14 protein-coding genes are annotated in these 11915 nt (G+C 70.2%); 8 read left to right on the top strand and 6 right to left on the bottom strand.

Annotation, left to right across the window (positions count from 1 at the left end):
- Window positions 1-28 precede the first annotated feature (28 nt).
- The gene (locus tag G6N51_RS24980; RefSeq protein WP_083170100.1) at window positions 29-748 is read left to right on the top strand and encodes an MmpS family transport accessory protein; all 720 of its coding nucleotides are present in this window, start codon (window positions 29-31) and stop codon (window positions 746-748) included.
- 3 nt (window positions 749-751) lie between these two features.
- Here G6N51_RS24980 and G6N51_RS24975 read toward each other — a convergent pair whose 3' ends face one another.
- The gene (locus G6N51_RS24975) at window positions 752-1471 is read right to left on the bottom strand and encodes a ferritin-like fold-containing protein (protein ID WP_083170017.1); all 720 of its coding nucleotides are present in this window, start codon (window positions 1469-1471) and stop codon (window positions 752-754) included.
- Window positions 1472-1719: 248 nt separating this feature from the next.
- On the opposite strand from G6N51_RS24975, the gene G6N51_RS24970 reads away from it, so the two are divergent.
- Window positions 1720-3213, top strand: a complete 1494-nt coding sequence (locus G6N51_RS24970) for a DEAD/DEAH box helicase (protein WP_083170015.1) — start codon at window positions 1720-1722, stop codon at window positions 3211-3213.
- 15 nt (window positions 3214-3228) lie between these two features.
- Window positions 3229-4449 (top strand): Rv3212 family protein, encoded by a 1221-nt coding sequence (locus tag G6N51_RS24965; RefSeq protein ID WP_083170013.1) that lies wholly within the window; start codon window positions 3229-3231, stop codon window positions 4447-4449.
- Window positions 4450-4469: 20 nt separating this feature from the next.
- On the opposite strand, the gene G6N51_RS24960 is transcribed toward G6N51_RS24965, so the two are convergent.
- Window positions 4470-5273, bottom strand: coding sequence for a ParA family protein (locus G6N51_RS24960; protein WP_083170011.1), 804 nt, complete (start codon window positions 5271-5273; stop codon window positions 4470-4472).
- A gap of 119 nt (window positions 5274-5392) precedes the next feature.
- On the opposite strand from G6N51_RS24960, the gene G6N51_RS24955 reads away from it, so the two are divergent.
- From G6N51_RS24955 to G6N51_RS24945, 3 genes are read left to right on the top strand one after another with little or no spacing between them, the layout of a single operon-like run.
- On the top strand, window positions 5393-6004 hold the full coding sequence (locus tag G6N51_RS24955) for an acid phosphatase (RefSeq protein WP_083170009.1): 612 nt from the start codon (window positions 5393-5395) through the stop codon (window positions 6002-6004).
- Window positions 6001-7098 carry an isochorismate synthase gene (locus G6N51_RS24950; RefSeq protein WP_083170007.1) on the top strand — a complete coding sequence of 366 codons (1098 nt, stop codon included), beginning with the start codon at window positions 6001-6003 and terminating at the stop codon, window positions 7096-7098. Before G6N51_RS24955 ends, G6N51_RS24950 begins: the two co-directional genes overlap by 4 nt.
- Entirely contained in the window at window positions 7095-7571 is a 477-nt protein-coding gene (locus tag G6N51_RS24945; protein WP_083170005.1) for a GNAT family N-acetyltransferase, read from the top strand. Before G6N51_RS24950 ends, G6N51_RS24945 begins: the two co-directional genes overlap by 4 nt.
- Here the strand turns inward: G6N51_RS24945 and G6N51_RS24940 are convergent.
- A complete protein-coding gene (locus tag G6N51_RS24940; protein WP_083170003.1) occupies window positions 7523-7972 on the bottom strand; it encodes a hypothetical protein in 450 nt (149 codons plus the stop codon). The genes G6N51_RS24945 and G6N51_RS24940 overlap by 49 nt on opposite strands.
- A gap of 80 nt (window positions 7973-8052) precedes the next feature.
- Here G6N51_RS24940 and G6N51_RS24935 point away from each other — a divergent pair, with 80 nt between their 5' ends.
- Window positions 8053-9024: a diacylglycerol/lipid kinase family protein gene (locus G6N51_RS24935; RefSeq protein ID WP_083169989.1), complete on the top strand. Its 972-nt coding sequence runs from the start codon at window positions 8053-8055 to the stop codon at window positions 9022-9024.
- Between the two features lie 282 nt (window positions 9025-9306).
- A complete protein-coding gene (whiB1, locus tag G6N51_RS24930) occupies window positions 9307-9561 on the top strand; it encodes a transcriptional regulator WhiB1 (RefSeq protein WP_007168139.1) in 255 nt (84 codons plus the stop codon).
- Window positions 9562-9621: 60 nt separating this feature from the next.
- Here whiB1 and G6N51_RS24925 read toward each other — a convergent pair whose 3' ends face one another.
- The 3 genes from G6N51_RS24925 to G6N51_RS24915 all read right to left on the bottom strand — a co-directional run bounded on the left by G6N51_RS24925 (window position 9622) and on the right by G6N51_RS24915 (window position 11893).
- The gene (locus G6N51_RS24925) at window positions 9622-11121 is read right to left on the bottom strand and encodes a sensor histidine kinase (protein ID WP_083169987.1); all 1500 of its coding nucleotides are present in this window, start codon (window positions 11119-11121) and stop codon (window positions 9622-9624) included.
- A gap of 43 nt (window positions 11122-11164) precedes the next feature.
- Window positions 11165-11380 carry a biotin/lipoyl-binding carrier protein gene (locus tag G6N51_RS24920; protein ID WP_083170098.1) on the bottom strand — a complete coding sequence of 72 codons (216 nt, stop codon included), beginning with the start codon at window positions 11378-11380 and terminating at the stop codon, window positions 11165-11167.
- A 120-nt stretch (window positions 11381-11500) separates the two neighbouring features.
- Window positions 11501-11893, bottom strand: a complete 393-nt coding sequence (locus G6N51_RS24915; RefSeq protein ID WP_142274875.1) for a hypothetical protein — start codon at window positions 11891-11893, stop codon at window positions 11501-11503.
- Window positions 11894-11915: the final 22 nt, after the last annotated feature.

Here is an 11915-nt window from a genome sequence, read left to right as displayed (position 1 = left end):
GTGTTTTCCCATCGCTAACTTCGGCACCATGGGTACCACACTGGCCGATCCCGACAAGGTGCGGGACTACCCCGACGACGAGACCGACGAGCTTTACCGAGCCGACTCCTACCCCGAGGGCGACTACACCTGGACCGGCTGGCCGGCCGAGCTGCGCTGGCGCCCGGCCACGGCGATCGTGGGCGCCATCGTGGCCGTCGGCGCGATCGCGACCGCGGTCATCATCAACAGCGGCGACAGCGCCACGACCAAGGCCACTGTCGCGCCGGCCCAGCAGCCGGTGACGTCCGCGCCGGCGACGACGAAGAGCTCCGCCGCGCCCAGCGCGCAGCCCAGCCCGACGCGCACGGCCCCCTTGCCGCCCGAAACGGTCACCACGCTGACCCCGCCCAGCGCTTCGGCGAGCCTGGCGCCGACCGGAACGCCCACCGCCGCCCCGCCCCTGACGCTGACGCCCCCGCCGTCGGCCGCGCTCAACCCACGCACCGTCGTCTACAGCGTGACCGGCAGCAAGCAGCTGCTGGATTTGGTGAACATCGTCTACACCGACGGGCAGGGCTACTCCCAGACCGAGTTCAACGTGTCGCTGCCGTGGACCAAGGCGGTGATCTTGAATCCCGGCGTGCAGAACCCGTCGGTGGTCGCGACCAGCTTCTACGGCCGGCTCAACTGCTCGATCGTCAACGCCGCCGGTCAGCTGGTGGCCGCGTCGACCACCAACTCGAGCCTGGCGACCTGCACGCGCTGACGGTCAGCTCAGACCCAGTTCGCGCATCCGCCTGTCGTGCGTGTGCTGCAGCCGGTCGAAGAACGCGCTGAGCTGGCCGAGGCTGCCGGTGCCCGACACCACCAGGTCGACCAGCTCGTCGTGGTCGGCCAGCAGGTACTGGGCCTGCGTGATCGCCTCGCCGAACAGGCGGCGCGACCACAGCGCCAGCCGGCTGCGCTGCTTGCCGCTGGCCGTCACGGCGGCGCGCACCTCGGCGACGACGAACTGCGAGTGCCCGGTCTCCGACAGCGCCGCCCGCACCACGCCGGCGATCTCGTCGGGCAGCCCGTCGGCGATCTCCAGGTACAAGTCGGCGGCCAGCGCGTCGCCGACATAGGTTTTCACCAAGGCCTCCAGCCAGGTGCTGGGCATCGTCAGCCGGTGGTAGTTCTCCAGCGCCGAGACGTACTTCGACATCGCCGACACCACGTCGACACCCCGCCTTTCCAGGGCGTCGCGCAGCAGCTCGTAGTGCTGCATCTCGGCGGCGGCCATGCTCGCCATCGAAATGCGTCCGCGCAGGTCGGGGGCCATCCGGGCCTCGTCGGTGAGCCGATAGAACGCGGCGATCTCGCCGTAGGCCAAGACGGCGAACAACTCGTTGACGCCGGGGTGATCGGCGGGCAGGCGAGGGGCGGGCGAATCGTCCCCCTGGTCGGCTTCCAGGTCGGCTTCGGACGGCTGCCAAGAGGGCCGGGTCATGGCAACACTGTAGTCGGCGGACCCCGCGCCAACGGGGGCCCAGCGGTCGACCGGCTATCATGTACGTAGATAGCGGCTGTATTTCTTCACCAAGCCGCTATCGGCGAAATGTGCGTGCACAGCTGGCCCGCCCAGAGCAGGGCCCGCGACTCGGCGACGTATTCGGAGTCGGAACTCGTGCGCGCGTGACCGCGACAGAGAAACACCGACACAAACCGATACGTCACCGAAAGGCTTCCTACCCACGCATGAGCACACTGACCAGCACAACTGAATTGACCTTTGCCAATCTCGGCGTTCGCGACGAAATCGTGCGCGCCCTCGCGGAAAAGGGCATCGAGCGGCCCTTCGCGATTCAAGAACTCACCCTGCCGCTGGCGCTCGCCGGCGACGACCTGATCGGCCAGGCCCGCACCGGCATGGGCAAGACGTTCGGCTTCGGCGTACCGCTGCTGCAACGCATCACCGCCCAGGCCGCGACGCGCCCGCTCAACGGGGCGCCCCGTGCCCTGATCGTGGTGCCGACGCGCGAGCTGTGCGTGCAGGTCACCGAGGACCTGGCCACCGCGGCCAAGTACCTGACCGCCGAGGGCGGCCGACGGCTGTCGGTGATCTCCATCTACGGCGGTCGCGCCTACGAGCCCCAGATCGACGCGCTGCGCGCCGGCGCCGACGTCGTGGTGGGGACCCCCGGCCGACTGCTCGACCTGGCCCAGCAGGGCCACCTGCAACTCGGCGGGCTCTCGGTGCTGGTGCTCGACGAGGCCGACGAGATGCTCGACCTGGGCTTCCTGCCCGACATCGAGCGCATCCTCCGCCAAATCCCCTCCGACCGGCAGTCGATGTTGTTCTCGGCGACCATGCCGGGGCCCATCATCACGCTGGCCCGCACGTTCATGAAGCAGCCGACCCACATCCGGGCGGAGGCACCGCATTCCTCGGCGGTGCACGACAAGACCGAGCAGTTCGTCTACCGCGCCCACGCCCTGGACAAGGTCGAACTGGTCAGCCGCGTGCTGCAGGCCGAGAGCCGGGGCGCGACGATGATCTTCACCCGCACCAAGCGCACCGCGCAGAAGGTCGCCGACGAGCTGGCCGAGCGGGGTTTCAAGGTCGGCGCCGTCCACGGCGACCTCAACCAGGCCGCCCGCGAGAAGGCGCTCAAGGCCTTCCGGTCCGGGGACATCGACGTGCTGGTCGCCACCGACGTGGCCGCGCGCGGCATCGACATCGACGACGTCACCCACGTCATCAACTACCAGATCCCCGAGGACGAACAGGCCTACGTGCACCGCATCGGCCGCACGGGCCGCGCCGGCAAGACCGGCGTCGCGGTCACCCTGGTGGACTGGGACGAGCTGCCCCGCTGGTCGATGATCGACAAGGCCCTGGGCCTGAACTGCCCCGAACCCGCCGAGACCTACTCGAGCTCGGCGCACCTGTACGAAGAGCTGGGCATCCCCGCCGAGACGAGCGGCACCGTCGGCGCGCCGAAGAAGCCGCAGGGCCACCGCCGCAGCGCCGAGCGTGACCCCCAGACGACGGAACGGTCCGGGCGTGCCCGCTCCGGCGCGCCGCGGCGCCGCACCCGCGGCGGCCAACCGGTCACCAGTCACCCCGGCGGGGCCGCGGCCAGCGCCACCAACGGTGAAGCCGCCGCGGAGGCGTCCGGCAACACCGGGACCAGCCGGCGCCGTCGTCGGCGCCGCAAGCCCGCCGAAGCCGGCACACACGCAAACTGAGCCGCGCGCCCACGGATGGTCAGACCCGAACGCCGCACCAAGGGTGACGTTTTGGCCGCCGCGGCGATCGCGGTCGTGGTCGCCGCCGTCGCCTCACTGATCTGGTGGACCAGCGACGCCCGGGCCACCATCAGCCGGCCGGCGGCCGTCGCGGCGCCCAACCCCAACCCCGCCAGGCAGGTACCGGCCACGCTGCATGAGCTGTGGACGGCGGCCAGCCCGGCCACCACCGCGCCCGTGGCGGTCGGCGGGACGGTGGTCACCGGCGAGGGGCGCCGGGTGGACGGGCGCGATCCCCGCTCCGGCCAGTCCCGCTGGAGCTACCAGCGCGGCAGCGACCTGTGCGGCGTGTCCTGGATCTACCACTACGCGGTCGCCGTCTACCGCGACGACCGCGGATGCGGGCAGGTGAGCACGCTCGACGGTTCCACGGGTCGGCGCGGGCCCGCCCGCAGCGGCTATGCCGACCCGCGCGTGCGGTTGTCCACAGACGGCACGACGGTGTTGTCGGCCGGCGACACCCGGCTGGAACTGTGGCGCTCCGACATGGTCCGGATGGTGGCCTACGGCGAGACCGACGCGCGGGTGAAGCCCTCGGCGCGCGGGCTGCACTCGGGCTGCAAGCTGGTGTCGGCGGCGGCCAGCTCGGCGGCCGTGTCGGTGCTGGAGAGCTGCGTGAACCAGGCCGACCTGCGGCTCGTGCTGCTGCGGCCCGGAAAGGACGACGACGAACCGCAGCAGCGCATCGTCGCCGAACCCGGGACCACCGCCGACTCTGGCGCCCGGGTGCTGGCCGTCTGGGAGAGCAACACCGCGGTGTACCTGCCGTCACCGCAGCCCCGGGTGGACGTGGTCGACGAGACCGGCACCACAGTGTCGAGCACCCTGCTGCCCAAGCCGCCGTCGGGCCCGGGGGCGGTCTCGCATGCCGGCAGCCTGATCACCTGGTGGACCGGGGATTCCGTCATGGTCTTCGAGACGGGCAACCTGTCGCTGCGCTACACGATCGCCGCCGGCGACACGACGGCGCCGTTGGGCCCGGGCGCGATGATGGCGGGCCGGCTACTGGTGCCGGTCACCGGCGCGATCGGCGTCTACGACCCGGTCAGCGGCGCCAGCGAGCGCTACATCCCGGTGAACCGGGCGCCGGGCGCGCCCGGGCGGGCGGTGGTGCCGGCCGTCGCGGGATCCCAGGTCTTCGAGCAGCGCGGCGACACCGTGGTGGCCCTGGGCTGATTTCGCGCCTGCGCCCCCGGCTAGACCTCGACGGCGAACGTCGGCAGCGGCTTGCCGGTCTTCCAGTGCTTGATCAACGCCTTCGCCAGGTCGGCGTACGCCGACGCGCCCTTGTTCTTACGCCCCGACATCACCGACGACCCCGAGGCGCTGGCCTCGGCGAAGCGCACGGTGCGCGGGATCGGCGGGGCCAGCACCGGCAGGTTGTAGCGGTCGGCGACGTCCAGCAACACGTCGCGGGTGTGGGTGGTCCGCGAGTCGTACAGCGTCGGCAACGCACCCAGCAGCCGCAGATCCGGGTTGGTGATCTGCTGCACGTCGGCGACCGTACGCAGGAACTGGCCGACGCCGCGGTGCGCGAGCGTCTCGCACTGCAGCGGCACGATCACCTCGTCGGCGGCGGTCAGCCCGTTGAGGGTGAGCACCCCCAGCGAGGGAGGGCAATCGATGATGACGACGTCGAAGTCGTCGGAGAGCTTTGCCAGCGCACGCTTGAGCGCGTATTCGCGGCCGGCACGCATCAGCAGCATCGCTTCGGCTCCCGCCAGGTCGATGTTGGCCGGCAGCAGCGTCATGCCCTCCATCGTGGTGACCAGCGCGGCGTTGGGCTCGACCTCGCCGAGCAGCACCTCGTGCACGGACACCGGGAGTTTGTCGGGATCCTGGCCGAGCGAGAAGGTCAGGCAGCCCTGCGGGTCGAGGTCGACCAGCAGCACCCGTTTACCCTCGTCGGCCATCGCCGCGCCCAGCGAGGCAACCGTCGTCGTCTTGGCGACGCCGCCCTTCTGGTTGGCCACCGCCAACACCCGGGTCTTACCAGCCATAGGCGCGGCTCTCCCCTCTGCCTCGTCGCCATGCGGTCAACAGTGCCCATCCTGGCACGTTCGCTCGCCCCGCGCCGCGGCTGACGGGCCCGGCATGTCGTCCGGCAGAATCGGTCGATATGGGCTTGCACAACCATCGACTGGTCCTACTCCGCCACGGCGAGACCCAGTGGTCGAAATCCGGCCAGCACACGGGTCGGACCGATCTCGAGCTCACCGACACCGGCCGCGTCCAGGCCGAGCTCGCCGGCCGCGTCCTGCGCGAGCTGAACCTCGCCGACCCGTTCGTGGTCAGCAGCCCGCGCATCCGCGCCCTGACCACCGCCAAACTCGCCGGGCTGGCCGTGGACGAGGTCTCTCCCCTGCTCGCCGAATGGGACTACGGCTCCTACGAGGGTTTGACGACCCCCCAGATCCACGAATCGGTCCCCGATTGGCTGGTCTGGACGCACGGCTGCCCCGGTGGCGAGAGCGTGGCGCAGGTCAGCGACCGCGCCGATCGCGCCGTCGCCTTCGCGTTGGAGCAGATGGATTCGCGCGACGTGGTGTTCGTCGGGCACAGCCACTTCTCCCGCTCGATCATCACGCGCTGGGTCGAGCTGCCGCTCGTCGAGGGCAGCCGCTTCTGGATGCTGGCCGGCTCCATCGCCGTGTGCGGTTTCGAGCACGGGGTGCGCCAACTCGCCGCGCTCGGATTGACCAGCCAGCCGCAGGCGATCAAGCCCGGGTGAATACCGAACCGGTGTTCGCGTTGTGCGGACCGAACCAAACCCTCGTTGCCGAGGGGGCGCGGCAGCGTTACCGCGAAGTGGGCGCCGCGCAGGACGCGCTGCATTCCGGGTTGATCCCAATAGTCTTGGGCGCGTTACCCTTTGATGTCGACCAGCCCGCGGCGCTGCTGGCGCCCGATGCGGTGCGGCGCACCGACGCGCCACCGGACTGGCCGACCGGCCCGCTGCCGCCGGTGCGCGTCGCCGTCGCCGACCCCCCGCCGGCCGAGTATCGCGCCCGCATCAGCCGGGCCCTCGATCAGCTCACCGCGCCCGACAGCCTGATCACCAAGGTGGTGCTGTCGCGCGCGCTGCGGCTGGTCGCCGACGCCCCCCTGGACGCCCGGGTCATCCTGCGCCGCCTGATCGCCGCCGACCCGGCCGCATACGGCTACCTCGCCGACCTGACCGGCGCCGGCGACGCCTACGCCGGCGTCGCGCTGGTGGGTGCCAGCCCGGAGCTGCTGGTGGCCCGCGCCGGGGACCGCGTCACGTGCCGGCCGTTCGCCGGTTCGGCACCCCGGGCCGCCGACCCCGAGATTGACGCCGCCAACGGCGCGGCGCTGGCCGGCTCGGCCAAGGACCGGCACGAGCATCAGCTGGTCATCGAGGCCATCCGGGCGGCCTTGGAGCCGCTGTGCGACGGGTTGACGATCGCCGCCGAGCCGGAGCTGAGCCGCACCGCCGCCGTTTGGCATCTGTGCACCCCGGTCAGCGGGCGGCTCCGCGACACGTCAACGAGTGCAATAGATTTGGCCCTCGCCCTGCATCCCACCCCGGCCGTCGGCGGCGTCCCGACCAAGGCCGCGGTCGAGCTCATCGCCGAGTTGGAAGGCGACCGCGGGTTCTACGCGGGGGCCGTGGGCTGGTGCGACGCGCGCGGCGACGGCCGCTGGGTGGTCTCCATCCGCTGCGCACAACTGTCCGCGGACCGCCGCACCGCGCTCGCCCGCTCGGGTGGCGGCATCGTCGCCGAATCCGACCCCGACGCCGAAGTCGCCGAAACCACAACAAAATTCACCACCATCCTGAATGCATTGGACGTCGAGCAATGACCGTCCGCCGCGCCACGCCCGAAGACGCCGGCGCGATCACCGAAATGATCCACGCACTGGCCGAATTCGAAAACGCCGCCGACCATTGCACGGTCACCGAAAACCAGATCGCGGCAGCGCTTTTCGGTGATGCGCCGGCGGTATGTGGGCATGTCGCGGAAGTCGACGGCCAGCTCGCCGCGATGGCGTTGTGGTTTCTCAACTTCTCCACGTGGGACGGCGTGGCGGGCATCTACCTCGAAGACCTGTTCGTGCGGCCGCGGTTCCGCCGGCGCGGCCTGGCCCGGGCGCTGCTGGCGGCCCTGGCGGCCGAATGCCTCGACAAGGGCTACACGCGGTTGTCCTGGGCCGTGCTGAACTGGAACGCCGATGCCATCACGCTGTACGACGCCGTCGGCGGCGAACCGCAGCGCGAGTGGACCACCTACCGGGTGTCCGGTCCGCGATTGGCCGAGCTGGCGGAGTCGCGCTGATCGCCGCCGGCGGCCCAGCGCACGCCCGCGGGGCTGAACAACAGCCCCAACACCGCCAGCGCCACCACGCCCGCGGGAATCCCGAACGCGGGGCGGTGCGAATCCGCCGTCAGATACCACGCCACCGGCAGTAACAGCAGCTGCGTGATCACGGCCGGCCCACGGCCCCAGCGCTTGCCGAGGATGAGCGCGCGGCCGGCGCCCAGCACCACCGCCCCGGCCAGGAGGAAGAACACCGCCGTGCCGAGCCCGTTGACCACGTGCTGGTCGGCCCCCGCGACGCCGCGCACCACCAGCACCGCCGCCATGACCAGCGCGGCCGCCCCCTGTACCACCACGAGGAGTCCGGCGCCGCGCACGGCGGACGGGACGCCCCCTGGGTTGCGGCGGAAACCTGTCACCCGCGTCAGCGTAGTCACCCGTGTCGGCGGGGGAGTTCCCCACAGCGCGGCCTTAAGCCGCCCGCATAAGCTCGTGCTTCATGCGCGCCGTGCTGATCGTGAATCCCACAGCCACCTCCACCACCCCGGCCGGTCGCGACCTGCTGGCGCACGCGCTCAAGAGCCGCCTGCAGCTCACGGTCGAACACACCAATCACCGCGGTCACGGCGCCGAACTCGCGGAGAAGGCGGTCGCGGACGGCGTCGACCTGGTCGTCGTGCACGGCGGCGACGGCACGGTGAGCGGGGTGGTCAACGGCCTGCTCGGCCGTCCCGGCGCCGCATCGGGGCCCATCGGCCCGGTGCCTGCGGTCGCGGTGGTACCCGGCGGCTCGGCGAACGTGCTGGCGCGGTCGCTGGGCATCTCGCGGGACCCGGTCGCCGCCACCAACCAGCTCATCCAGCTGCTCGACGACTACCACCGCCACCACACCTGGCGGCGCATCGGCCTGATCGACTGCGGCGAGCGGTGGGCGGTGTTCAACACCGGGATGGGCGTCGACGCGGAGGTGGTCGCCGCGGTCGAGGCCGAACGCGACAAGGGCGGGAAGGTGACGGCCTGGCGCTACATTCGCGCCGCGGTGCCCGCCGTCTGGGGCTACACGCGCCGCGAACCGATGCTCACCCTCGAACTGCCGGGCCGCGACCCCATCGCCGGGGTGAGCTTCGCGTTCGTCTCCAACTCCAGCCCCTGGACGTTCGCCAACGACCGGCCGGTATGGACCAATCCCGGCTGCACCTTCGAGTCGGGGCTGGGCGTGTTCGCGCCCACCACCATGAAAACGATTCCCACCCTGCGCATCGTGCGGCAGATGTTCGCCAAGCGGCCGAAGTTCGAGTTCGACCACCTCATCACCGCGGACGATGTGCCCTGCGTGCGCGTCACCTCGACCGGGGGCCCGGTCGCCTGCCAGTTCGACGGGGATTACCTCGGCGTGCGCGAAACCATGACGTACAGGGCGGTACCGGACGCGCTCGCGGTGGTCGCGCCACCCCGGAAGAATCCGCTCTGACCTGCGCCAACGACGGGCCTACGGGCGGGGCGGCGAAATTTTTCCGTGAGAGGGGCCCGTCAGTGTAGTACAACGGAGTAAGGGCTCGGCTACCGAATGATCAAAGTGAGATAGCCCACGAGCTAACTCGGGCCTATTGACTTCTGTTGAGCCTGTGAAACGATCGAAAGGTTGCATGCAGAAATTTAGATAGGGGTACGGACCCTTTTCTTGTGCACGCGTTAACAGCCGAAGAAAATTGGCCGTGCGCCTTGCTGCGCACTCAGTGAGGAGTGAGAACGTATGGATTGGCGCCACAAGGCGGTCTGTCGCGACGAGGACCCGGAGCTGTTCTTCCCGGTAGGGAACAGCGGCCCGGCGCTCGCGCAGATCGCTGACGCGAAACTGGTCTGCAATCGGTGCCCGGTGACCACGGATTGCCTGTCCTGGGCCCTGAATACCGGCCAGGACTCGGGCGTCTGGGGCGGCATGAGCGAAGACGAGCGGCGCGCCCTCAAGCGTCGCAATGCCCGGACGAAGGCCCGCAGCGGAGTCTGATTCACTCAGAGCAAACAGTGCGGCCCCGACGAAAGTCGGGGCCGCACTGTTGTGTCAGGCCTATATCACCAGTCGTGCCCGCCGGCCGATCGGCACCCGCAACACCACGTCGGTGCCGCGGGCCGGGGCCTGGCGCATGCCCAGCGTGCCGTCGAGCTCGGCCGACACCAAGGTCCGCACGATCTGCAGACCGAGGCTGTCGGACGTCTCCAGGCTGAAGCCCTCGGGCAACCCGCGGCCGTCGTCGTGGACGACGACGTCGAGCCAGCGGGCCGACCGCTCGGCACGGATGGTCACCGACCCCGCCTCGACCGCCGGGTCGAACGCATGCTCGATCGCGTTCTGAACCAATTCGGTGATCACCATGATCAGGGCGGTCGCCCGGTCGGAGTCCAGCACACCCAGGTCCCCGACCCGGTTGATCCGGATCGGCCGGTCCACCGACGCCACGTCGTTCATGATGGGCAGGATCCGGTCGATGACCTCGTCGAGGTTCACCTGTTCGTCGACCGACATCGACAGCGCATCGTGCACCAATGCGATCGACGAGACCCGGCGCACCGACTCGATCAGGGCTTCGCGCCCCTCGGCGTTGGCCGTCCGTCGGGCCTGCAGGCGCAGCAGCGCCGCCACCGTCTGCAGGTTGTTCTTCACCCGGTGGTGGATTTCGCGGATCGTGGCGTCCTTGGAGATCAGCGCCCGGTCGCGGCGCTTCACCTCGGTGACGTCGCGGATCAGCACCGCCGCCCCGGCGCCGGCGCCGTCGACCACCAGGGGCAGCGTCCGCAGCAGCACCGTGGCGCCGCCGGCGTCGACCTCCATCCGCATGCTCTTCCCCCCGGCGAGCAGGTCGAGCACGTGCTCGGCCAGCTCCTGCGCCTCGAAGGGATCCGAGATCAGCGGCCGCGTCACCTTGACCAGGTTGCGGCCCTCCAGCTCGCTCGTCAGGCCCATCCGGTGGTAGGCCGACACCGCGTTGGGGCTGGCGTACGCGACGACGCCGTTGACGTCCAGCCGGATGAAGCCGTCGCCCGCCCGGGGCGTGGAGCGGGACATGACGACGTCCCCGACGTCGGGAAAGGTGCCGTCGGCGAGCATGTGGACGAGGTCGCTCGCGCACTCCCGGTAGGCGGTCTCCAGTTGGCCGGAGGTGCGGTCGGCCGCGCCGGCGGTTTGATGGCGCGTCAGCACGGCCACCACCCGGCCGCCGTACCGCACGGGCGAGGCCTCGACGTGCGGGCCGGGCAGCAATGAATCCTTTTGGCCCGCACCGTAATCCCGCTGGGCGGTGCCGGATTCGAAGGCCTCGGCGACGAGCGTGAGCCGGTCGGCGGCGATCACACTGCCCACCGAGTCGGTGAGCAGCACCGTGGGCGCGGTGTTCGGCCGGCACTGCGCCACACACACCAACATGCCGTCGTCGCGGCGAACCCACATCAGGTAGTCGGCGAACGACAGGTCCGCCAGCAGCTGCCACTCCCCCACCACCGCATGCAGGTGGTCCACCGCGTTGCCCGGCAGCACGGTGTGTTCGGCAAGCAGATCACCGAGAGTCGACATCACTCACTCCCCGGGGCATCCCCGGCAACAGACGGTCCAACGGCTAGCTGATCACGGCAATCAGGTCGCCCGCCTGGATGACATCGCCCACCGAGACGCTCACCCTGCTGACGGTGCCGTCGACCTCGGCCAAGACCGGAATCTCCATCTTCATGGACTCCAGCAACACCACGACGTCGCCTTTGCCGATCTGATCGCCCTCGCTCACCACGACTTCGAGCACGCTGGCCACGATCTCGGCGCGGACATCCTCGGCCATCTTCACCCCACTCGTATCGGCCATTCGCGTGTGCTGGCTGCTGGTCAAGCTCAGCTATATCGAACCATAGGTGCGGCCGGGGCCGCGGCACGCGGGCCTCTGATGCTGTGCCGGTGGTAGTTACGTCAGGCCTGCGGGGGCTGTACGCGCACGATGCCGCCCTCTGAGCAGCATCAGGCTGCCGATGAGCGTGTAGGTGGCCCCGCCGCCGACGCCGATGAGCGCGCTCCTTCGCGTCATATGACGGCTCGCCAGCAGCGTGGCTGCGGTGTCAACGGCGTCGGCGACGATGCCGACCTTCAACCACAGCGAGTCGGGCGTAGCGTTCGCCACCAGGCCAAGCCCGATGCCCAGGTCCCGTCCGCCGATACAGCGCAAGAGCGCGGTGCCTGCCACTTCGGGATTGGGTTCGCCGAACCACAGTTCGCCGGGCCGTCGCGGCGCGAGCGCGAGCCACAGACCCAGTGCCATCCGAGATAGACCGAATGCCCGAATCGAGGCTGTCGTCTTCACGTGTAGCAGTGTGACGGAAGGA

The organism is Mycobacterium paraseoulense (assembly GCF_010731655.1).
In the GTDB taxonomy this organism is placed as follows: domain Bacteria; phylum Actinomycetota; class Actinomycetes; order Mycobacteriales; family Mycobacteriaceae; genus Mycobacterium; species Mycobacterium paraseoulense.
This window is presented reverse-complemented; position numbering and strand designations above follow the sequence as displayed.

Excerpts from the sequence above, each read along its gene's own strand:
- G6N51_RS24980 (WP_083170100.1), top strand. The coding sequence starts at position 29 with ATGGGTACCACACTGGCCGATCCCGACAAGGTGCGGGACTACCCCGAC.
- G6N51_RS24975 (WP_083170017.1), bottom strand. The coding sequence starts at position 1,471 with ATGACCCGGCCCTCTTGGCAGCCGTCCGAAGCCGACCTGGAAGCCGAC.
- G6N51_RS24970 (WP_083170015.1), top strand. The coding sequence starts at position 1,720 with ATGAGCACACTGACCAGCACAACTGAATTGACCTTTGCCAATCTCGGC.
- G6N51_RS24965 (WP_083170013.1), top strand. The coding sequence starts at position 3,229 with ATGGTCAGACCCGAACGCCGCACCAAGGGTGACGTTTTGGCCGCCGCG.
- G6N51_RS24960 (WP_083170011.1), bottom strand. The coding sequence starts at position 5,273 with ATGGCTGGTAAGACCCGGGTGTTGGCGGTGGCCAACCAGAAGGGCGGC.
- G6N51_RS24955 (WP_083170009.1), top strand. The coding sequence starts at position 5,393 with ATGGGCTTGCACAACCATCGACTGGTCCTACTCCGCCACGGCGAGACC.
- G6N51_RS24945 (WP_083170005.1), top strand. The coding sequence starts at position 7,095 with ATGACCGTCCGCCGCGCCACGCCCGAAGACGCCGGCGCGATCACCGAA.
- G6N51_RS24935 (WP_083169989.1), top strand. The coding sequence starts at position 8,053 with ATGCGCGCCGTGCTGATCGTGAATCCCACAGCCACCTCCACCACCCCG.
- whiB1 (WP_007168139.1), top strand. The coding sequence starts at position 9,307 with ATGGATTGGCGCCACAAGGCGGTCTGTCGCGACGAGGACCCGGAGCTG.
- G6N51_RS24925 (WP_083169987.1), bottom strand. The coding sequence starts at position 11,121 with ATGTCGACTCTCGGTGATCTGCTTGCCGAACACACCGTGCTGCCGGGC.
- G6N51_RS24920 (WP_083170098.1), bottom strand. The coding sequence starts at position 11,380 with ATGGCCGAGGATGTCCGCGCCGAGATCGTGGCCAGCGTGCTCGAAGTC.